At 73.1% G+C, this 20,770-nt stretch carries 16 protein-coding genes; 8 read left to right on the top strand and 8 right to left on the bottom strand.

From position 1 onward, the window contains the following. Nucleotides 1–24: 24 nt before the first annotated feature. Entirely contained in the window at nucleotides 25–2,553 is a 2,529-nt protein-coding gene (locus OC439_RS08385) for a putative bifunctional diguanylate cyclase/phosphodiesterase (RefSeq protein ID WP_410054900.1), read from the bottom strand. Between the two features lie 307 nt (nucleotides 2,554–2,860). Between OC439_RS08385 and OC439_RS08390 the strand changes: the two genes are divergently transcribed. The 5 genes from OC439_RS08390 to OC439_RS08410 all read left to right on the top strand — a co-directional run bounded on the left by OC439_RS08390 (nucleotide 2,861) and on the right by OC439_RS08410 (nucleotide 9,106). Continuing rightward, the gene (locus OC439_RS08390; RefSeq protein WP_262012936.1) at nucleotides 2,861–6,154 is read left to right on the top strand and encodes an AfsR/SARP family transcriptional regulator; all 3,294 of its coding nucleotides are present in this window, start codon (nucleotides 2,861–2,863) and stop codon (nucleotides 6,152–6,154) included. 235 nt (nucleotides 6,155–6,389) lie between these two features. Continuing rightward, nucleotides 6,390–6,881, top strand: coding sequence for a cyclic pyranopterin monophosphate synthase MoaC (gene moaC / locus OC439_RS08395; RefSeq protein ID WP_013289345.1), 492 nt, complete (start codon nucleotides 6,390–6,392; stop codon nucleotides 6,879–6,881). Next, nucleotides 6,878–7,348, top strand: coding sequence for a molybdenum cofactor biosynthesis protein B (locus OC439_RS08400; RefSeq protein ID WP_262012937.1), 471 nt, complete (start codon nucleotides 6,878–6,880; stop codon nucleotides 7,346–7,348). The genes moaC and OC439_RS08400 overlap by 4 nt, the downstream gene beginning before the upstream one ends. A 37-nt stretch (nucleotides 7,349–7,385) precedes the next feature. Next, complete coding sequence (locus OC439_RS08405; protein WP_262012938.1) at nucleotides 7,386–8,645, top strand: molybdopterin molybdotransferase MoeA; 1,260 nt, start codon at nucleotides 7,386–7,388, stop codon at nucleotides 8,643–8,645. 35 nt (nucleotides 8,646–8,680) lie between these two features. Continuing rightward, complete coding sequence (locus OC439_RS08410) at nucleotides 8,681–9,106, top strand: molybdenum cofactor biosynthesis protein MoaE (RefSeq protein ID WP_262013026.1); 426 nt, start codon at nucleotides 8,681–8,683, stop codon at nucleotides 9,104–9,106. A gap of 10 nt (nucleotides 9,107–9,116) precedes the next feature. Here the strand turns inward: OC439_RS08410 and OC439_RS08415 are convergent, their stop codons facing one another. Together OC439_RS08415 and OC439_RS08420 are read right to left on the bottom strand one after the other, a co-directional pair. Further along, entirely contained in the window at nucleotides 9,117–10,541 is a 1,425-nt protein-coding gene (locus tag OC439_RS08415) for a glycosyltransferase 87 family protein (RefSeq protein WP_262012939.1), read from the bottom strand. 206 nt (nucleotides 10,542–10,747) lie between these two features. Further along, the gene (locus OC439_RS08420) at nucleotides 10,748–11,293 is read right to left on the bottom strand and encodes a DoxX family protein (RefSeq protein ID WP_262012940.1); all 546 of its coding nucleotides are present in this window, start codon (nucleotides 11,291–11,293) and stop codon (nucleotides 10,748–10,750) included. A gap of 135 nt (nucleotides 11,294–11,428) precedes the next feature. On the opposite strand from OC439_RS08420, the gene OC439_RS08425 reads away from it, so the two are divergent. Continuing rightward, nucleotides 11,429–11,974, top strand: a complete 546-nt coding sequence (locus OC439_RS08425) for a GNAT family N-acetyltransferase (RefSeq protein WP_262012941.1) — start codon at nucleotides 11,429–11,431, stop codon at nucleotides 11,972–11,974. A gap of 20 nt (nucleotides 11,975–11,994) precedes the next feature. Here OC439_RS08425 and OC439_RS08430 read toward each other — a convergent pair whose 3' ends face one another. Together OC439_RS08430 and OC439_RS08435 are read right to left on the bottom strand one after the other, a co-directional pair. Next, on the bottom strand, nucleotides 11,995–13,230 hold the full coding sequence (locus OC439_RS08430) for an ATP-binding protein (RefSeq protein WP_262012942.1): 1,236 nt from the start codon (nucleotides 13,228–13,230) through the stop codon (nucleotides 11,995–11,997). Nucleotides 13,231–13,373: 143 nt separating this feature from the next. After that, the gene (locus OC439_RS08435) at nucleotides 13,374–14,204 is read right to left on the bottom strand and encodes a flagellar basal body protein FliL (protein WP_262012943.1); all 831 of its coding nucleotides are present in this window, start codon (nucleotides 14,202–14,204) and stop codon (nucleotides 13,374–13,376) included. Between the two features lie 85 nt (nucleotides 14,205–14,289). Between OC439_RS08435 and OC439_RS08440 the strand changes: the two genes are divergently transcribed. Both OC439_RS08440 and OC439_RS08445 read left to right on the top strand, forming a co-directional pair. Next, nucleotides 14,290–15,297: an EamA family transporter gene (locus OC439_RS08440; RefSeq protein WP_262012944.1), complete on the top strand. Its 1,008-nt coding sequence runs from the start codon at nucleotides 14,290–14,292 to the stop codon at nucleotides 15,295–15,297. Between the two features lie 11 nt (nucleotides 15,298–15,308). Further along, a complete protein-coding gene (locus OC439_RS08445; RefSeq protein ID WP_262012945.1) occupies nucleotides 15,309–15,938 on the top strand; it encodes a prepilin peptidase in 630 nt (209 codons plus the stop codon). Between the two features lie 9 nt (nucleotides 15,939–15,947). On the opposite strand, the gene OC439_RS08450 is transcribed toward OC439_RS08445, so the two are convergent. From OC439_RS08450 to OC439_RS08460, 3 genes are all read right to left on the bottom strand, one after another. Next, complete coding sequence (locus tag OC439_RS08450; protein WP_262012946.1) at nucleotides 15,948–19,133, bottom strand: UvrD-helicase domain-containing protein; 3,186 nt, start codon at nucleotides 19,131–19,133, stop codon at nucleotides 15,948–15,950. Nucleotides 19,134–19,227: 94 nt separating this feature from the next. Continuing rightward, nucleotides 19,228–20,502 (bottom strand): metallophosphoesterase, encoded by a 1,275-nt coding sequence (locus OC439_RS08455; protein WP_410054901.1) that lies wholly within the window; start codon nucleotides 20,500–20,502, stop codon nucleotides 19,228–19,230. 20 nt (nucleotides 20,503–20,522) lie between these two features. After that, on the bottom strand, nucleotides 20,523–20,768 hold the full coding sequence (locus OC439_RS08460) for a MoaD/ThiS family protein (RefSeq protein ID WP_194800319.1): 246 nt from the start codon (nucleotides 20,766–20,768) through the stop codon (nucleotides 20,523–20,525). Nucleotides 20,769–20,770: the final 2 nt, after the last annotated feature.

Consider the following 20,770-nt stretch of genomic DNA (forward strand, 5'->3'; position numbering starts at 1 on the left):
GACCGGCGGGGTGCCCCGGCCGGGTCAGGGTTGCCGGGCGTCGCTGGCGGCGGGGGGTGCCGGGCGGGTGCGGCCGGTGCGGCGGCCGGGGAGGCGGATGACGGCCCCGGTGTCGTGCAGTGCGGGTGCGAGTGCGCCGGTCCGGCCGCCGTGGCCGCGTTGGAGGGCGGCGAGGAGCGCGGCGGCGGGCAGTGGCCGGGCGAACAGGTGGCCCTGCCCGGCGGCGCAGCCGAGTTCCCAGAGCGCGCGGCGTTGCGGTTCGCTCTCCACGCCTTCGGCGACGACGGTGAGGTCGAGGCTGCGGCCGAGGTCGAGGGTGGAGCGGATGACGGCGGCGGCTTCGGGCGCGGTCTCCATGGCGCCGACGAAGCTGCGGTCGATCTTCAGTTCGTGTACGGGGATTCGGGAGAGCAGGGAGAGCGACGAGTATCCGGTGCCGAAGTCGTCGAGCGCGAGCCGGACGCCGGAGTCCCGCAGCCGGCTGAGGACGCGGTCGACGACGTCGAGTTGGCTGAGGGTGAGCGTCTCGGTCAGCTCCAGGACGAGCCGGTCCGGCGGGAGGTCGTGGGCGCGGAGCCGGGCCAGTACGGCGCCGGGGAAGCGGGCGTCGAGCAGGCTGCGCGGGGACACGTTCACCGAGACGGGCAGGTCGAAGCCGGCGGCGCGCCAGGAGCCGGCGGCGATGAGGGCCTGGTCGAGGATGGCCTCGGCGAACGCGGGGAGCAGCCCGGAGCGTTCCACCGCTTCGAGGAAGCGCAGCGGGTCGATGAGCCCGTGGGTGGGGTGGTGCCAGCGGGCGAGTGCCTCGGCGCCGATCACCTCGCCGCTGCCGAGGTCGACGATGGGCTGGAAGTTGACGGTGAACTCGTGGTCGGCGACGGCTCGGGGCAGTTCGCCGCCGAGGGTGAGCCGGCTCAGGTCGGCGGTGTCGCGGGCCGGCGCGTAGGTGGCGACGCGTTGGCCGGCGCGTTTGGCCTGGTACATGGCCACGTCGGCGCGGCGTAGCAGTTCGGCCATGCCGCCGGTGGCGGGGGCGACGGCGATGCCGCCGCTGGCTTCCACGCTGATCCGCATGCCGTCGAGGTCGAGCGGGTCGTGCAGCGCCGCGAGCAGGGCCTCGGCGCGGTGGGCGGCGACGGCGGGGGCGGGCAGGCCGCGCAGGAGTACGGCGAACTCGTCGCCGCCGAGCCGGGCGACCAGGTCGTCGGGGCGGGCCGCGCCGCGGAGGCGGTCGGCGACCTGGATCAGCACCTGGTCGCCGGCGCCGTGCCCGAGGGTGTCGTTGACTTCCTTGAAGTGGTTGAGGTCGATCAGCACCAGGGCGGTGACGCCGTCGGCGTGCCGGCTGGTGAGCTGGGCGCTGCCCTCGTCGAGCAGGTGCCGCCGGTTGGACAGGCCGGTGAGGGCGTCGTGGGTGGCGGCGTAGGCGTGGTCCTCGGCGATGCGGGCGAGTTCGGCGTACGCCTGGGCGTTGCGGACCGCGGTGCAGAGGGCGGAGGCGAAGGTACGCAGGGTGTACTGCTCGCGTTCGGAGAGCTCGACCGGGCCGGCGAACCGCAGCCGCAGTACGCCGACGTCGTCGGTGCGGTCGTGGCCCTCCAGCACGATCGGCATGATCTGACCGTCGACGGCGCTGGGCCGGGGGGCTGTTCCGTCGTAGGCGATGTCCGTGCCGTTGCCCCGGATGGTGCGTCCGCCGTCGCGCAGTTCGATCTCGACCTCGTCGGCGGAGAAGAGTTCGCTGGCCTCGGTGACCGCTGTGGTGAGCACCTGGTCGAGGTCGACCACGTTGAGGGCGTCGGTGGCGCGGGCCAGGCGCTGCCATGCCTGCTGCTCGGTGCGGGTGCGGATCCGGCTGGAGTAGGCCAGGTGCAGGCTGAGCACCAGCGCGGGTACGGCGGGCAACAGGCGGGGGTCGACCCGCAGGATGAGTACGGTGCTGGCGGCCACCAGGAAGCGCAGGCCGAATCCGGCGATCCGCAGGTCGAGGTCGTCGCGGAACTGCTGGAGGATCGGCGTGCGGGAGGCGAGCGCGATGACCGGGATCGCGAGGACGTCGTCGAGGACTGCGGCCACCAGGTAGACGAACCCCAGCAGCAGGACGATGCCGAGTGGCTCCCGAGGCGGCCAGGCGCTTCCCAGCAACAGGGTGGCGACAGTGGCTCCGCCGGCCACCAGGGTGTGCTTCGCGATGGCGAATGCCACCTTGATGGGTGCCAGGCGGGTGACTGATCCGCACGCCACGCCGATCCCGGTGGCCAGGACGACCCACGAGGGTGGAGCGACGGCGAGGCCGATGACGATCGCGGTCTCGACCCAGGCGAAGTAGAAGGTGGTGGAGCGGATCCGCAGACGGGTCTTGATGACGGTGGCCAGCGTCACCGTGAGGACGAGTGCGATGACGGTGACGAAGTCACGTGCGGAGTCGGGGTGTTGCGTACGGGCGGAGTAGATCGCGGTGAGGGCGACGATCGTCGCCCCCGCGACCAACGTGTAGACGATCCCGAGCAGGTGCGGGTCGACAGCCGTTCGGCTTTCCGTGGTTCGGCTCAACCCGCGTCACCCGCCGCTCACCGTCGGTATGCGATGAGCGGCAGCCTACCGCTTCACCCGGGTCCGGGAAACTCATCCCCATTCGGTGCTGCGCATTGTGCTGCCCTCCTCGAATATCGCTCCGGGGCGGAATGGTCACGGACTGAAGTCGTTACTTCGATCCGCTGCCGCGCATTGCCGCCGGCTGCCCTGTGCCTTCTCGGTGCGTTTCCGCGCCTTGCTGACTGAGGGAAGATTAGGGGATATTCGAGTGGGTCTGAAAGAATTAATGTCGGTATGCGCAATATAAGTAACTATTGCAGCTTAAATGACGTTCTGTCCATGGCGTGCTTGCAGAGCGAAGCCAGGCTGTCTCCTTTGGGTACCCGCGCCGTCGCTGAATGCATCGAATAGCGCGGGACCGCTCAGTCCGTCAGTAGCGTCGCGTCGGCGGCGAAACATTACAACCGTGCTTCGGGCCACTTCGGCAGCCGTGTCGGACGAGGGCGCCGACCGGCTGTCCGCCCGGCGTCTGAGCCGGGACGACGCCTTTGTGACGAATCGATTACGCTGTCGCTCCGGTGGGCAGGTTGCCGGCCGAGGCTGGAACAGCAGCGTGGAAATCCGGGTACTCGGGGGTCTGGCGGTACGGCTCGGCGCCGTGGACCTTCCGCTTGGAACCCCCAAGCAGCAGTTGGTGTTCGCGCTACTCGCCGTACGGGCCAACCAGTTGGTCACGCTGCACGACCTGGTGGACGAGCTGTGGCCGGACGCGCCACCTCGGTCGGCTGTCGCGAACGTCCGGACCTACGCCGCCAATCTGCGTCGGAGCCTCGACTCGGGTGCGGGCGACGCGCCGAGGATCGTCCGGGAACCAGGCGGTTACCGACTCCTCATCGACGCAAGCCTGATCGATCTTCATCGAGTTAACTTCCACTTGCGCCGTGCCCGGGATCTGATGCGCGACGGGGAGGCCGCGCATGCGGCCTCCGTGCTCGTCGAGGTGGTCGACGCGGCGGCCCCGCTGCTCGCCGGCTTGGCGCTGGGGCCGGCGCTCGCCGTTCAGCGCGAGGCCGTCAGTGAGGAACGCCAGGCGGCGCTGGAACTGTTGACCGAGGCGTATCTCAGCCTCGGACGCCCCGAATCAGCGGTGTCGTTACTGCGTGACCACGTCTCGCATCAGCCGCTGCGCGAGCGGGCGCAGTGTCTCCTGATGCGCGCGCTCATCCAGGCGGGTGACCCGGGAGGCGCCCTCGCCGTCTACCGCGCCACTCGCGAGGCGTTGTCCGACCAGCTCGGCGTGCCGCCGAGCGCGGAGATGGAGCGACTTCGTATGGTCGCGGCCCGGGCCCGACGCCGGATTCCGGAATCGGCGCACGAGGTGGAAGCGATCCGGAGTGCTGCGCATAAGCGCAATTGGTTGCCCCGGACAGTGATGGATTTCGTCGGCCGGGAGGAAATGGTCGATCGATTGTTGCGCGAAGTGCGCGAGGCACCCGGCTCCGGCCCGACGATTCGGGTGATCGACGGCATGGCGGGCTGCGGCAAGACAACTCTCGCCCTGCACGTGGCCGCCCGGTCGACCGAGCGCTTCCCCGATGGGCAGCTCTTCGTCGACCTTCGGGGACACAGCGTGCGAACCCGGATGCGGCCCGCGGCGGCCCTGGACACGCTGCTTCGCCAGCTGGGTGTGCCGACCGGCCGGATACCGCTGGAACTGCCCGACCGGCAGGAGATGTGGCGGCGCGAACTGGCCGCGCGCTCGGTGCTGGTGGTGCTCGACAACGCCGCCGACAGCCGGCAGGTCGAGCCGCTGCTACCCGTCTCCGGATCGGCCGTCGTCCTCGTCACCAGCCGGCGGCGCCTGCTGGCACTCACCGAACGACCGCCGGTGTCCCTCGCCGTCCTCACCGAGGCCGAGGCGCTCGAACTGCTCGCCACCCTCATCGGGAGCGGCCGGGTGGCGGCCGAGCCGGAGGCCGCGCGACAACTGGTCGACATCTGCGGCTGCCTCCCGCTCGCCGTCAGACTGGCCGGCACCCGGCTGGCACATCGGCCCGACTGGCGGATCTCCGACCTTGTCGACAGGTTGAGCCACAGGTCGATCTTCCTCCCCGGTCTCCGTGCCGAGGCGCGAAGCGTGATGGAGGCGTTCGCCGAGTCGTACGAGCCGCTCGACGAGGCGTGCCGGAAAGCCTTCCGATCGTTCGGGATGGCGGCCGGGAACCACCTCGACACCGCCATGGTCGCCGCCCTCACCGACCTGCCCCTGCGAGACGCGGCGGACGTCCTAGACGAACTGGTGGACCGCCACCTCGTGCAGGAGACCTCGGCCGGCCGGTACCGCCTGCACGACCTGATGAGGCGTTACGCCGCCGAACTGGCCCGGCAGGAGGACGAGCCGACGACCGGGCGACCGGCGATCCGGAACCTGCTGGATCACGTGTTGCACTCGGTGGTGCGGGCGTCCGCGTCGATCGAGGACGGCCGGGTGCTCGCGCAGCACCTGCGGCTCGGAGAACCGCTTCGACCGGATCTGCTCGCCGGACGCGTCGACCGTGACCTGGACTGGCTGGAGGAACAGCGGTCGAACCTGGACGCCTTCGTCCGTCAGGCGGCTGACCAGGGTCATGAACCGATGGCGTGGCGCCTGGCTCGCGCCGGTTGGCGGTTCTTCTACATCCGCGGTTACTTCGACGACATATCGGCCACGCACGCGGTGGGTCTCGCCGCCGCCCAGCGGTGCGGGGACCGGCACGCCGTGGCCCTCATGCACAACTATCTCGCCTCTGCGAGCGTACGCACCGGCGCCTACCAGGACGCCTCGGCGCACCTGCACGAGGTCGTGTCGATCCTCACCGGGCTCGGTGACGAATCGGGCGCGCAGCGGGCACGGTTCAACCTCGGCGCCGTGCACTGGCTGACCGGGCGACTCCACCAGTCGCTCGAAGCCAATCGCACGACGTTGCGCAGCTACGCGCTGGACACCCTTCCGGTCCTGCCGAACCTCGGCCTCACGTTGCGCCACCTCGGTCGTTACGACGAGTCGATGGCGGTTCATCGGCTGCACCTCTTCGCCGCCCGGATCAAGCAGGATCCGTTCCACATGTCGAACGCACTGGGGCATCTCGGTGGCCTCAGATACCGCCTGGGACAGAACGCCGCGGCGGAGCGCCTGCTCCGAGCCTCGCTCGCGCTGCGGGATCGCACCGGCAACGGCTTCGGCCGTGCCGAGACGCTCAGCGACCTCGCCGGCACCTACCGGCAACTCGGCCGCTACGACGACGCGCTGCGGCACCACGAGGCCGCCATCGAGGCCGCCGCCGCGTCCGGCGAGCGGGACGTCCAGGCTCGGGCACGCAACGAGCTGGCCGTCACCCTGGGAGCCACGGGGCGAGCCGCCGAGGCGGTGGCCGTCTTCGAGGAGGCACTCGCCATCGCCACTCGGATCGGCCATCCGTACGAGCAGGCCCGCGCCCTCGACGGCCTGGCCGGACACCTGGCGGAGAAGCAGCCGGCGCAGGCACGACGGTACCGGCAGCGCGCGTTGGCGATCTTCGAGCGGATGGGTGCGCCCGAGCGCCACGACCTGCGCCGACAGCTCGCCGAGACGCCTGCCTGAACCGGCTTATCGATTTCTTATCGCGGCGTTCGTTAGCGTCCCGGGCATCGGCCACGGGGAGGGTCCACCGCCAGAGCGGACCCGGCCGAACGAGGCCCCCACCGTCAGTTCCCCCCAGCGAATCGGCGGTGGGCAGGTGAGGGAGGGGCGTCGTGCACGCGCACCCGACACGACGCTCCTCCCCGCCGCCGGCCGGAGCACCCGCGGCGTCGTACCCGGCGGATAGGGTCGGGCCGTGACCGAACCCGCGCAGCTCACCCACGTCGACCCGGCCGGTGCGGCCCGGATGGTCGACGTCTCCGCCAAGCCGGTCTCGGGCCGGCTCGCGGTCGCCGCCGGCCGTCTCCGCACCACCGCCGAGGTGGTGGAGTTGCTGCGCCGCGACGGCCTGCCCAAGGGCGACGCGCTCGCCGTCGGCCGGCTCGCCGGCATCATGGGCGCCAAGCGCACCCCTGACCTGATCCCGCTCTGCCACCCGATCGCGCTGCACGGCGTCACAGTCGACCTCGACCTCACCGCCGACACGGTGGAGATCACCGCCACTGCGAAGACCGCCGACCGCACGGGCGTCGAGATGGAGGCGCTGACCGCGGTGGCGGTCGCCGGGCTGGCGCTGGTCGACATGGTGAAGGCGGTCGACCCGGCCGCGTCGGTGGACGCCGTCCGGGTGCTCCGCAAGGAGGGCGGCAAGACCGGCGAGTGGGTCCGGCCGGAGGACCGGCCGTGATCCGGGCCCGGGTGATCGTGGCGTCCAACCGGGCCGCCGCCGGGGTCTACGAGGACACCAGCGGCCCGCTGCTCGTGACCGGGCTGCGCGAGCTGGGGTGCGAGGTCGACGCGCCGGTGGTGGTGCCGGACGGCGAACCGGTCGGCGACGCCCTGCGCGCGGCCCGCGCCGACGGCGTCGACGTGGTGCTGACCAGCGGCGGCACCGGCATCACCCCGACCGACCGCACACCCGACGTGACCCGTGCGCTGCTCGACTACGAGATCCCCGGCATCGCCGAGGCGATCCGCGCGCACAGCCGCGACACAGTGCCGACGGCGGCGCTGTCCCGGGGCCTGGCCGGGGTGGCCGGCCGGACGCTCGTGGTCAACCTGCCCGGTTCACGCGGCGGCGCCCGGGACGGACTGGCGGTGCTCGGGCCGATCCTGCGGCACGCCGTCGACCAGCTTCGCGGCGGCGACCACTGAACCCGCGAGGCACGTGCCCCGGCGTTAGGCTCGCCGGATGAGCACGGAAACCGAAGCCGCCGCGGCCGAGGCGGGCACGCCACCACCGGCCGGGTGGGAGGAGGCCCGCTCCCGGGTGTACGCGGTGGGCCTGTCCGCCGCGCTCCCCGCGGTCGCCCGGCCGCTGGCCGAGGCCGACGGGCACACCCTGGCCGAGCCGCTGACCACGCGTACAGACCTGCCAGCGTTCCCCACCTCCAGCGTGGACGGCTGGGCGGTGCGCGGCGCGGGGCCGTGGCGCGTCGCCGGCCGGGTGCTCGCCGGGCAGACCGCACCCCCGTTGAAGGCCGACGGCAGCACCGTCGAGATCGCCACCGGCGCGATGGTCCCCGCGGGCACGACGGCGATCCTGCGGATCGAGGAGTCGACGCGGACGGCGGACGGCCTGGTGGCCGGCACGCCTCGCCCGGCGCCGGAGTGGCGGGAGCCGGGCGAGGAGGCGTCCCTCGGGGAGGAGTTGCTGCCGGCCGGCACGCCGGTGGACCCGGCGGTGATCGGCCTGGCCGCCTCCTGCGGGCACGACACGCTGCGGGTCCGCCGCCCACCCCGGGCCGCGCTGCTGGTCTTCGGCGACGAGCTGCTCACCTCGGGTCCGCCCGGCGCGGGCCGGGTCCGTGACGCGCTCGGCCCGTCGGTGCCGGCCTGGCTGCGCCGCTACGGCTGCCAGGTGCGCGCCGCCGACGTGGTCGGCCCGGTCGCCGACACGCTGCCCGCGCACGTGGCGGCGCTGCGGGGCGCGCTCGCCAACGCCGACCTGGTCTGCACGACCGGCGGCACCATGCACGGCCCGGTCGACCACCTGCACCCGACGCTGGAGGCGCTCGGCGCCGACTACGTGGTGAACACCGTGGCGGTGCGTCCGGGCTTCCCGATGCTGCTGGCCCGGCTGGTGGACGGCGACGGGCGGGTGCGGTTCGTGGCCGGTCTGCCCGGCAACCCGCAGTCGGCGGTGGTGGCGCTGGTGTCGCTCGTCGCGCCCCTGCTCGCCGGTCTCACCGGCCGGCAGATGCCGGTGCTCCCGCACGTGACGCTGGCCGAGCCGATTCCCGGGCGCGGCGACTACACCCATCTGGCGCTGGCCCGCTGGGACCGCGTCGCCGGCACCGCGTACCCGGTGCGGCACGTCGGCTCGGCGATGCTGCGCGGGCTGGCCGGTGCGGACGGGTTCGCGGTGATCCGGCCCGGCACCAGCGGCGCGGCCGGCGACCGGGTGCCGCTCGTGCCGCTGCCGCTGACCCCCGGGGAGCGGTTCGGGTGAGCGCGACGAACGAACCGACGGGAGACGTCGTGACAGTGGAAGCAGGCGTGGTGCTCGGCGCGGTGACCGACCGGCCGCTCGACCTGGCCGAACACGAGGCGGCGGTCGCCGACCGCCGGGCCGGTGCGGTGGTGTCCTTCCAGGGCGTGGTCCGCGACCACGACCACGGGCGGGCGGTCACCCGGCTGGAGTACGAGGGCCACCCCACCGCCGAGGCGGTGCTGCGCGAGGTGGCGGCCGAGATCGCGGCCGACCCGCAGGTGTACGCGGTGGCGGTGTCGCACCGGATCGGCCCGCTGGAGATCGGGGACGTGGCGCTGGTGGCGGCGGTCAGCACGGCGCACCGCGCGGCCGCGTTCGCCGCCTGCGCCCGGCTGGTCGACGAGGTGAAGGCGCGGCTGCCGATCTGGAAGCGGCAGGTCTTCGACGACGGCACCGAGGAGTGGGTGAACTGCCCCTGAACCGGCCGGCTCAGCGTCGGCCGGCGAGCGCGGCGGTGCGGCCCAGCCGCTCGTGGTAGAACGCCGGCTCGGCGCCGGGACGCCACGGCAGCGCCGCGACGAGCACGATCAGCGCGATGGCCAGGGAGTTCTCCATCAGCGCGCCGAACAGGCCGTCCTGGTAGTGGGACACCTCGGGGAGTTGGTGCTCGTACGGCCAGATCGGTGAGATCAGGAACAGCAGGTAGAGCCCGAGCGCCCCGACGCCGTGGCGCAGGCCGGTCAACGTCGGGTACCAGATCGGTGGGCGCAGTGCCGGCACCCCGTTTGCCGAGGGGCCGCCGGTGCCGCGCAGCGGCAGGCCGCGGCTGGCTTCGCGGCGGCGTACCGCGGCGTCGGCCAGCACGATGATCGCCGGGATGACCCAGATCAGGTGGTGCGACCAGGAGATCGGGCTGATCACGTTGGCGGTGAGCCCGACCAGCGTGAACGCGGTCAGCTCGTCGCCGTCGGCGCGGGCGCTCATCGCCCGGGACAGGCCCAGCGCCAGGATCAGCACCGAGAACGCCAGCCAGAGCAGGCCGGGCGTCTCGATCGAGTCGTAGAGCCGCGCCAGCAGACCGGCGAGGGACTGGTTGGCGGTCATGTCCGCCGCGCCGACCCGCTCGGTCTGCCAGAGCACGCCGGTGAAGTACGCGCGGGACTCCTCACCGAGCACACCGAACGTCGCGATGGTCACGCCGATCGTGGTGCCCACAGCGGTGAGCGCGGCCCGCCACTGCCGGGTGAGCATCAGGTACGCCACGAACAGCGCCGGGGTGAGCTTGACCGCTGTGGCGAGCCCGATGCCGACACCGGCCCAGGCGCCGCTGTAGACGAACCGGGCCAGCGGCGAGTCGGCCGTCTCGTAGTGGGTGCCGCGCTTGGCCCGCCAGCGCAGGCCCACCATGTCCGCCATGATCAGCGCGAACAGCAGCAGGTTTACCTGCCCGTAGCCGAGCGTCTCCCGGGACGGCTCGATGGCCACGGCGAGCGGGGTGGCGATGCCGACGGTGAACCAGAGCGGCCAGCCGAGGCGGTCCACGATGGGGCGTAGCAGCGCGGCGAGGACGACGGCGAGCGCGCCGATGCTGGCGAGCGCGTTGACGAAACCGGCGCCGTCCACCGGCAGCCACGTCATCGGCAGCATGACCAGCGCGGCGAACGGCGGGTAGGTGAAGCCCAGCGTGGTCGACGGTGCGACGAAGTCGTACAGCTCGTTGCCGCCGGCCCACCACAGCACCGCGCCGTGGTAGATCTTCATGTCGAAGAAGTTGTACGGCCGTCCGAAGGCGCCGATGGCGAGCCACGCGGCGTACGACACGGCGGCCACGACGCCGAGACGCACGATGATCCGGCGGTCGACGCGGGAGATCGGGGCGAGGCGGTTGGTCCGTCTACCGACTGTCGCCGGCATGGCGTGGCCACCCCCGTACCAAGGTCGTCGTACCCGTCCAGGTCCAGAACGGAGCCTAGAACGGCGCCTCACGTTGCTGCCTCCCGCGTTACGCGACCGTGTCCGATCCCACACGTGTTTTTGACATTTCCACCGCGTTAACGGGTCTCGGACGGTTCAGGTGATTGGTGGCCTTGCGGGGGGTGGTGGCCGTACGAAAACGCTTGTCAGCCGGGCATGCGGCGGGCGGTCGCCGCGGAGCGTACGGCGATCTTCGCCTCGCGACGAGCGGTGCGGACCGCGCGCTCGACCGACCGGCGTGAGTGGTCGATGCGGTGGCCGGCGCGCCAGCGCAGGCCCGGCTTGCCCTCGGTGTCGGCGGCGGCGAGGAGGAGGCCACCGAGCAGGCCGAGGTTCTTCAGGAAGTGGACCTGGTTGTTGTTGCGCGCGGCCGGGTCCTCGTTGTTCCAGAAGGCGTGGCCGGCGGCGGTGGTCGGGATCAGGGAGCCGGCGAGCACCAGCGCGGCCGGGCGGGTGAACCGGCCGGTGGCGAGCATCAGACCGCCGACGAGCTGGGTGGCGGCGTTGGCCCGGATCAGCGAGACCGTGTCGGTGGGGATGCGGGGGTGCACGTTCCGGATAAGCGGGGCGACCTTCCCGGTGACCGGTTCCGCGGCCTGCACCAGGCGTTCCGGATTGCGCAGGTTACGGGCGCCGCTGACCACGAAGATGCCGCTCAACATGACTCGGGCGAGGGAGCGCACGGGCTTCATGGCTCAGTCTTACCCCGTCGGAGGCGTCGTCATCCCCGCAACACACGAAAGGTATCGGCCGACGTGGACGTCCGAACGGTATCGATTTCAGCGACCGTCGCGGATGGACCGGTCGCGTTCGGTAAGGTCGCGCGGGTGACGACGCTGCGACTGCGCCCGGAGGGCCCCGCCGACGAGGCGCCGGTGGCCCGGGTGCTGGCCGCCGCCTTCGCCCGCCCCGACGTGGCCACCCCACCGGAGGTCGGCCTGGTCGAGGAGCTGCGGCACAGCCCGGCGTGGATTCCGGAGCTGGCCATGGTCGCCGAGTACGGCGGCGAGGTGGTGGCGTACGCGCTGCTCACACGCGTCGGCGTGCGCACCGAGCGCGGCACCTGGCCGGCGCTGGCCCTGGGTCCGGTGGCGGTGGCGCGGCACCGGCAACGGCTGGGGCACGGCACGGCGGCGGTGCAGGCGGCGCTGGACGCCGCGACGGAACTGGGCGAGCGGCTGGTGGTGGTGCTGGGCGACCCGGCCTACTACCGGCGGTTCGGGTTCGGCCCGGCGGACCGGCTGGGCCTGACCAGTCCCTGGTCCGGGCTGGGGGAGCCGTGGCAGGCGCTGGTGCTGCCGCCGTCGGCGAGCGGCGAGCCGTCACCGCCGGCCGGCGAGGTGGTCTTCCCGCCACCGTGGTCGCGGGTCTGAGGCCGTTTCACGAGCAGCGGTCAGGCGGGCTGGGTACGCAGGTAGCGGCCGAAGTGCGGCACTGTGAACGCCACCGTCCCCCGCTCGCCGGAGTAGATCAGCCCCTTCTTGATCAGCGCGTCGCGCGCCGGGGAGAGGCTGGCCGGCTTGCGGCCGAGCGCGCGGGCGATCTCGGCGGTCGGCACCGCCGCGTCCATGTCGTCCCGGCCGCCCTCCTCGCCGTCCACCAGCGCGAGCGTGGCCATCGCGCGCATGTACTCGCGTTCGGCGGGCGTGGCCCGCTCGAACCGGGAGCCGAAGAACCCCACCGCCAGTTCGGCCTCCGCCTCGGGCGCGGCGACCCGGACGTCCGCCGCGGTGATCGGGGAGCGGGGCGCGTGGTCCCAGGTGGCCTTGCCGTACGCCTGGACGAAGTAGGGATAGCCACCGGACTTCTCGTAGAGCAGGTCGAGCGCCTTCTGCTCGTACTCGACCTCCTCGCGCTCGGCCGGCGCGCAGAGCGCCTGGTCGGCGGCGATCCGGTCGAGCCGGTCGATGCGCTGGTAGCGGTAGAGCCGCTCGGAGTACGACTTGGCGGCGCTGAGCACGGCCGGCAGGTGCGGCAGGCCCGCACCCACGACGATGAGCGGCGCGCCGAGCTGGGAAAGCTCGTGGCAGGCGGCGCAGAGCGCGGAGACGTCCTCGGCGCCGACGTCCTGCATCTCGTCGATGAAGATCGCGATGCCGGTGCCGACGTCGGTGGCGACCGCCGCCGCGTCGCTGAGCAGCTCGACCAGGTCGATCTCGATGTCGCCGGAGTCGGCTCGCCCGCTGCTCGCCGGTACGTCGATGCCGGGCTGCCAGCGGTCGCGCAGCTTGGGCGCCGCGCCGCCCCGACCGGTGGACGCGGAGCGTTGCGCGAACGCCTTGAGGACGCCGAGGAACGCGTCGATCCGGTCCGGGGCGCGGTGCCGGGGCGCGAGTTCGCGGACCGCCATGTGCAGCGCGGCGGCGATCGGGCGGCGCAGCGACTGGTCCGGCCGGGCCTCGATCTTGCCGGTGCCCCAGAGGTGGTTGATCGCCTCGGAACGCAGCGTGTTGAGCAGGACCGTCTTGCCGACTCCCCGCAGGCCGGTGAGCATCAGGCTGCGTTCGGGGCGACCGCGGGCGATCCGTTCCAGCACCACGTCGAAGACGTCCAGTTCCCGCCCCCGCCCGGCGAGTTCGGGCGGGCGCTGGCCGGCGCCCGGTGCGTACGGGTTGCGGACCGGATCCACGAATCGCACAGTATCGGGTTCTCTAGCGACCAGGCTAGATGCGCGTAGAGGCGGCTACCGCGTGTCGGCCTCGATACAAAACTAGGGCTGTCTAGCATCCACGCTAGACAGCCCTAGTTTTGGTTACCGACAGGCGGACAGGGTCAGCGGCGCTTCAGGCAGAGCACGAAGTCGAGCGTGTCCAGTTCGCTGTCGAAGAAGTACCAGTCGGTGTAACCGGCCACCTTCCCGCACTTCGCCTCCGCGTCCTTCTTGCCGCTCGTCGCACCATCGATGCGGCGCAGCACCTCGTACGTCTTCGGGGCGCAGTCGGCGATCACCAGCTTCGGCTGGCCGCCGCCACCCTCGTTGGCGACGCACTGGCCCGCCTTGACGAAACGCGGATCGGTCGAGGAGGCCGGGGCCGCCGTCGTGGGCGTCGTGTCGGCCGGCTCGCTCGGCGGCGCGGCCTCGCCGGTCGGATCCGCGGCTGGCGGGGTGGCGGCCGTCGTGCCGCCGGTCGGCGTCTGCTCGTCCCGGCCCAGCATCCAGTACGCCCCGGCGCCGCCCAGCAGCAGCACGGCCAGCACGATCACCACCACCAGCAGCGGACCCTTCCCGCGCTTCGGCGGCGTCGGCTCGGCGTACTGCGGCTGACCGGCCCCGTACTGCGACCCGGAATAGGGGTCACCCGGATGGCCCTGCTGCGGGGACCAGGCCGGGCCCGGCTCGAAGCGCTGCGTCGGTGGCCCGTACTGATCGGCCGGCGGGCCGTACTGCTGGGTGGGCGGGCCGTACTGGTCGGGCGGGCCGTACTGGTCGGCGGGCGGGCCGTACGGCTGCGCGCCCGGAGGGCCGTACCGCGGATCCGGCTGCGCGGCGTAACGCGGGTCGCCCTGCGGGGCGTAGCGGGGATCGGGCTGCGGGGCGTAGCCGTCGTCGGGCCGTCCCCAGGGGTCGGGAGAGCCGCCACCCGGTGGACCGAAGTTCGACATGAACGCCTCCTGCGTACGCCAGTGCTGAGAGGCCGGCCACCAACTGGGGACGCCGACGCCGTGGCCACCGTAGCGTGGTCAGACGATGAGCTCACGCCCCACGAGTGCGACGAACGTCGTCGATTCCGCGACGCCGCCGGCCCGCACCGCGCTGATCTGGACCGCACTCGTGCTGGTCTACCTGCTGTGGGGCTCGACCTACCTGGGCATCCGGGTAGCCGTCGAGTCCCTGCCGCCCCTGATCTCCGCGGCTATGCGGTTCTCCGGCGCCGCCGTGGTGCTCGCCGTGGTGCTGCGCCTGCGGCGCGGGCCCGGCGCGTTGCGGGTGCCTCCGCGCCGGCTCGGTTCCGCCGCGCTGATCGGCGTGCTGCTGCTCGCCGGCGGAAACGGGCTGGTGGTCCTCGCCGAGTCGGGTCCGGCCGGCGCCGCGGTTCCCTCGGGCGTGGCCGCGCTGCTGGTGGCCACCGTGCCGCTGCTGGTGGTGGTGCTGCGGACCGTGGGCGGGGACCGGCCGCGACCGTGGACGTTCCTCGGGGTGGCGCTCGGGTTCGCCGGCCTCGTCGTGCTGGTGCTGCCCCGCGACGGGGTGGACGGCGTGCCGGTGGCAGGCGCGCTGACGGTGGTCGGGGCCGCCACGAGCTGGTCGGTCGGCTCGTACCTGTCCGGGAAGATCCTGATGCCCGCCGACCCGTTCGTGGCCACCGTCTACGAGATGGTCGCCGGCGCGGCGGTGCTCGCGCTCGTCGGCGTGGCCCGGGGTGAGCTGCGCGGCTTCTCCTTCGCGGACGTGACCGGACGGTCCTGGGCGGCGATGGCCTACCTGATGGTGGCCGGTTCGCTGATCGCCTTCACCGCGTACGTCTGGCTGCTCGCCCACGCGCCGATCTCCCTGGTCTCCACGTACGCGTACGTGAACCCGGTGGTCGCGGTGGCACTCGGCGCGTTGTTCGTCGCCGAACCGATCACCTCGCAGGTGCTGATGGGCGGCGCGGTCATCGTGGTCGGCGTCGCGGTGGTGGTGAGCACCGAGCGTCCCCGCCGGTCCCCGCCACCAGCCGTCGACGGGACGGCCGGGGAGCCGGCCGGGCGGTAGCGTCCCGGCCCGTGTCGGCGCTGCTGGTGACGGGGATCGCGCTGCTGGGCGCGGCGGCCGGATGGGTAGCGGTGCCCGTCGGCCGGTCCTTCGTCACCGCTTTCCCTGGCGGCGCTCCGCGCCGGAGCACGCTCGCCCTGGTCGGCGTCGTGGTGTTCGGCGGGCTCGCCGCCACCAGGGGCACCGACCCGGCACTGCCCGCGCTGCTGCTGGTCGCCGCCGCCGGGCTCGTCCTCGCGGTCACCGACCTGACCGCGCTGCGGCTGCCCGACCCGCTCGTCGGCGTGGTCGCGCTCGGCGGCGGGCTCGGCCTCACCGCGGCCACGGCGGCCACCGGCGAACCGCGCCGCCTGGCCGTCGCGGTGGCCGGGGCCGCGCTCTCCTTCATCGGGTACGCGCTGCTGTCCCTGCTGCCCCGCGCCCGGCTCGGCTTCGGCGACGTGAAGCTCGCCGCCGCGCTCGGACTGCCGCTGGGCTGGCTCGGCTGGCCGGCGCTGCGGCTCGGGCTGCTCCTGCCGCACGTGCTCGCCGGAGTCGCGGTGCTCGTCCTGCTCGCCGCCGGGCGGGTACGCCGGGACACGCCGGTGCCGTTCGGCCCGGCGCTGCTCGGCGGCGCGTGGCTCGCCGCCGTCCTCACCTGAGAGGTGCCGTCAGATCAACCGGAGCTGGTGGTCCTTCGGGCGGCGGGGCTCGGTCGCGTCCAGGCGCTCGAACAACGCCGGGTCGATCACGTCGAGGAACGGCGACGGGCGGGTGTCCCGTTCCGCGCCGTGCCGGGCGCGCCGGCCGGCGTGGCTGACGTAGAGCCGGTCCTGTGCCCGGGTCAGCCCGACGAAGAACAGCCGCCGCTCCTCGGCCACCGCGTCGTCGTCCGGCTCGGCGCCGGGCCAGCGCAGCGGCAGGAGGCCGTCCTCCGCGCCGACCAGGAACACCACCGGGAACTCCAGGCCCTTCGCCGCGTGCAGCGTGAGCAGCGTGACCGCCTCGGCGCGCGGGTCCAGCGCGTCCACCTCCGCGCCGGTGGCGAGCTGGTTGAGGAACAGCTCCAGGTCGTCGCCGCAGCGCCGGGCCAGCGGGGTGAGCAGGTCCACCGCCGTGCGGACGTCTTCGGGGCGTACCGCGCCGGACCCGTCGAGCGTGGGCACGGCGAAGCGCTCGGCCAGGATCTGCCCGGCCTGGCGTACCCGGGCCGCGAGCGAACCGTCCAGACCGGCGTGGCGCAGCTCGCGGGCGATCGCCGGCACGCCCGGACGGTCGCGCAGCCGGTCGTGCGAGCGCTTCTGCACCGGAATGTTCGCCCGGGCCAGCGCGTCCACGATCGGTGCGGCCTGCGCGTCGGTGCGGTACAGCACCGCGATGTCGGAGAAGGACAGCGAGGTCGCCCGCCCGTCGATCCGCCCCGAGTCGAGAGAGCGGTGGGACAGGCCGCCGACCAGCTCGTCCACGGTACGGGCCACGAAGTCGGCCTCGTCGTAGGCGGAACTCGCCGCGTACCGGCCGACGAGCGGCGCCTCCGGGTCGAGCCGGGCCGGGTCGAGACGACGGCCGCGTACCAGCGACGACGGCGCGATGGCCTGCACGGCGGCGGCCAGGATCGGCGCGGAGGAGCGGTAGTTGCGGTTCAGCCGGACCAGCCGGGCGTCCGTGAAGTCCTGCGAGAAACGCAGGAAGTAGCCCACGTCGGCGCCCCGGAACGAGTAGATCGCCTGGTCCGGGTCACCGATCGCGCACAGGTTCCCGTCCGGCGGGCTGAGCAGCCGCAGCAGCTCGTACTGCACCGCGTCGACGTCCTGGTACTCGTCGACGAAGATCCACTTCCACCGCTCGCGGTACTCGCGGACCAGCTTCCGGTCACCCTTCAGCAGCGCCACCGGCAGCGTCAGCAACTCGTCCAGGTCGACCAGGTCCCGCTTGCGCAGCAGCGCCACGTACCGCTCGTCGTCGTCACCGGCCTCGGCACGCGCCGCCGACCGGTCCGCGTCGTCGGCGATCCGGAAGTCCGCCGGCAGCCCGGCCGCTGCCGCGTTCTCCCGCAGCACGGTCAGGCCGAGCGAGTGGAACGTGCCGACTGTGACGTCCTCGGCGACCGGGCCGAGCAGCCCGTCCAGCCGGTGCCGCAGCTCCTCGGCCGCCCGCCGGGTGAACGTGATCGCCAGGCACTGGTCGGGGAAGACGTTCAGCTCCGCGCACAGGTACGCGATCCGGTGGGTGAGCGTCCGCGTCTTGCCGGTGCCCGGACCGGCCACGATCAGCAGCGGGCCACCCGGCGCCGACGCGGCCACCCGCTGCATCGCGTCCAGCCGATCCAGCAGACCGGTGCCGACCTCCTCCATCCCGGCGAGCATCGGCTCGAACGGCTCGTGCGGAGACGGCGGCGGTGCGATCGGGGGCGCCGGCGGCGGCGTCCGCTTCGGCTCCGGCCGGGCCGCCGCCGGGCGCTTGGCCTTCGGCTTCGGCGCCGACTCCGCCGGCCGCCGCTGCGCGGGCACGGGTACGTCGAACAGCGTCTCCTGCCCGGCCCGGCCACCCGCAGCGCCCAGTTCCGCCGGGTCGAACAGCGTGATCACGCCGTACTCCCCGTCGTAGCCCGGCACCCGGCGCACGTCGCCGCGGCGCAGCCGGCCGATGCCCTCCGCGAGCAGCTCGCCGCCGACCCGGCCGATCTCCTCGATCGGGGTACGCGTCAGGATCTCCAGCTCCGGGCCGAGCGCGGCGATCAGCTCGTTGAGCTTGCCCTCCACCTTCTTCGACCGCGCGCCGACCCGGTTCAGCTCGCCCAGGATCTCGGCCAGCGGCACCAGATGCGTCACCTCGCGGGCGTGCGCCGGACGGTGCCCCGCCGGCCGGTCCGCCAGCTCCTCGACCCGGCTGAGTACGCCCACGGTCAGCGGCTTGCCGCACTCCGGGCAGCGCCCGCCCGCCTCGCGGGTCCGCTCCGGCGACCAGTTCACGCCGCACAGGCGGTGCCCGTCGGCGTGGTACTTGCCCTCCTCCGGGAAGAACTCCACGGTGCCCGCGAGACCGTCGCCGGTCCGCAGCGCCTCGCGGATCGCGAAGTAGTCGCGCGCGGCGGTCAGGACCGTGGCCTCCCGGGCCAGCGCGGGCGGCGAGTGCGCGTCCGAGTTCGACACCAACTGGTAGCGGTCCAGGCTACCGACCCGCCAGTTCATCTCCGGGTCGGACGACAGGCCGGTCTCCACCGCGAAGATGTGCTCGGCCAGGTCTGCGTAGCAGTCGGCGATCGCGTCGAAGCCGGACTTCGAGCCGAGCGCGGAGAACCAGGGCGTCCAGATGTGCGCCGGCACCAGGTAGCCGTCCGGGCTCGCCTCCAGCGTGATCTCCAGCAGGTCGCGGGAGTCCAGCCCGAGGATCGGCCGGCCGTCCGAGCCGAGGTTGCCGATCCGGCCCAGCGCGGTGTTGAACCGTGCCACCGCGTCCAGGTCCGGCAGGTAGATCAGGTGGTGCACCTTGCGCGTCCGGTCGTCGCGCTTGTAGATCGTGGAGATCTCCACGCTCAGCATGTACCGGACCGGGTCGGCCTCCGCCTCGCTGGCGAGCCGGGGCGGCAGCCGCCGGGCGACGTCCCGCTCCGCCTCGGGCGAGAGCCGGTACAGGCCCGGCTCGGCCGGATGCAGCGTCTCCCGCAGGTGGTCGTACCAGGCGGGATGGGTGAAGTCGCCGGTGCCGAGCACGCCGATGCCCTTGCGCCGGGCCCACCAGGCCAGGTTCGGCAGGGTCAGGTCGCGGCTGCACGCGCGGGAGTACTTCGAGTGGATGTGCAGATCCGCGACGTACGGCGGGAGGCCACCGGGGGGTGCGGCGCTGAACGGAGGCACGCCGCATCCTGTCACGTCCGGTCCCCCGCCCGCCCGTCGCCACGCGTACGGGTGACCTGAGCAATGCGGTGCTGGACTCGGCGGCCCATGCACGCTATTGAGCGCGCAGCTCGACGAGCGTCACCTGGGGAGGCGCGCCCACCCGCACCGGCGGGCCCCAGAAGCCGGCGCCGTTCGTGACGTAGACCTTCGTGCCGTCGACCTCGCCGAGGCCGGAGACCACCGGCTGTTCGAGCTTCACCGCCAGGTTGAACGGCACCATCTGGCCGCCGTGCGTGTGCCCGGAGAGTTGCAGGTCGACGCCGAACTTCGCCGCCTCCTGCGCGGCCACCGGCTGGTGCGCCAGCAGCACGACCGGCCGGCTCGGGTCGCGGTCGCTGAGGGCGGCGGCGTAGTCGGCGGGCGCGGCCACCCCGGTGCCGGCGGCGCTCACGTCGTTCACCCCGGCGAGGTCCAGCACGCCGCCCCGGGCCTGGATCTCCTGCCGCTCGTTCTGGAGCACGCGCAGGCCGAGCCGGTCCACCTCGCGGACCCACTCCTCGACGCCCGAGTAGTACTCGTGGTTGCCGGTGACGAAGAAGCTGCCGTACCGGGACCGCAGGTCGCGCAGCGGTTCGGCGGCCTCGCCCAGCTCGGCCACCGTGCCGTCGACCAGGTCACCTACCACCGCGACCAGGTCGGCATCCATCCGGTTGATCATCGCGACGATCCGCTCGGTGTGCGCCCTGCCGCGCAGCGGCCCGAGGTGGATGTCCGAGACGGTGGCGATACGCAGGCCGTCCATGCTGCGGGGCAGCTTGGCCAGCGGGATCTGCACCCGGTCCAGCTGCGGCGGACCCATCGCGGTGCGTACGCCGTACCCGGTGACGCCGGCGGCGGTGAGCCCGGCGAAGATCGCTGCCCCGCGCGCGAGCAGCAGCCGCCGCGAGGGGTCGTGGTCCGGCGCGTGGGTGCCGGGCGGCGGCGCGTCGGTGCTGTCGACAGGCGGCGGCGTCGCACCCTCCGCCGTCGCCGCGCCCACGAGCACGGGCTCGGGCTCGGGCTCGGGCTCCGGGCCGGCGGCGACCGCCGCGCGGGCCCGGCGGCGCAGCACGAGCCGGACCACAGCGGTCGGCACCTCCAGCACCAGCAGCAGCACCAGCAGGTAGAACATCAGCGCGACCCAGAGGTAGCCGGGCCAGGCCAGCCAGTACCAGCCGTTGCGGGTGCCGGCCATGGTCACCGGTACGAGCACCGCCAGCGCCGCGATCGCCACTCCACCGGCCCGGCGCCACCGCCCGGGACGCGTGGTGTCCCGGACCAGCCGCTTCCACAGGTAGAAGTGGATCAGGCCGATCACGAGCACGACGAAGCCCAGGAATGTCGCCATGGCCAGCACGTGTGCCCCCCTCAGCCGCCCGCGAAGGGCGGCAGCACGTCCACCGTCACCCCGGCCGGCAACAGTGCCCGTCGATCATGACAGGCCACGCCGTCGACCAGGAAACTCGCCGCCTTCAGCACCACCGCGAGGCGTTCGCCGTGCCGGGCGGCCAGTTCATCGAGGAGTTCGTCCAGGGACACGCCCGCGGATGCGGTCTCCTCGGGTCGTCCGGCGGCCGCGCGGGCGCCGGCGAAGTAGCGGACGGTGAGCTCCACCC

The sequence above is a fragment of the Micromonospora sp. Mcm103 genome (genome assembly GCF_024519755.1).
Classification (GTDB): domain Bacteria; phylum Actinomycetota; class Actinomycetes; order Mycobacteriales; family Micromonosporaceae; genus Micromonospora; species Micromonospora aurantiaca.

What these genes read in the sequence shown, in the direction of transcription:
- OC439_RS08455 (WP_410054901.1), bottom strand. Translation starts at nt 20,502, where the DNA reads ATGGCGACATTCCTGGGCTTCGTCGTGCTCGTGATCGGCCTGATCCAC.
- OC439_RS08420 (WP_262012940.1), bottom strand. Translation starts at nt 11,293, where the DNA reads ATGAAGCCCGTGCGCTCCCTCGCCCGAGTCATGTTGAGCGGCATCTTC.
- OC439_RS08390 (WP_262012936.1), top strand. Translation starts at nt 2,861, where the DNA reads ATGACGTTCTGTCCATGGCGTGCTTGCAGAGCGAAGCCAGGCTGTCTC.
- OC439_RS08405 (WP_262012938.1), top strand. Translation starts at nt 7,386, where the DNA reads ATGAGCACGGAAACCGAAGCCGCCGCGGCCGAGGCGGGCACGCCACCA.
- OC439_RS08440 (WP_262012944.1), top strand. Translation starts at nt 14,290, where the DNA reads ATGAGCTCACGCCCCACGAGTGCGACGAACGTCGTCGATTCCGCGACG.
- OC439_RS08415 (WP_262012939.1), bottom strand. Translation starts at nt 10,541, where the DNA reads ATGCCGGCGACAGTCGGTAGACGGACCAACCGCCTCGCCCCGATCTCC.
- OC439_RS08435 (WP_262012943.1), bottom strand. Translation starts at nt 14,204, where the DNA reads ATGTCGAACTTCGGTCCACCGGGTGGCGGCTCTCCCGACCCCTGGGGA.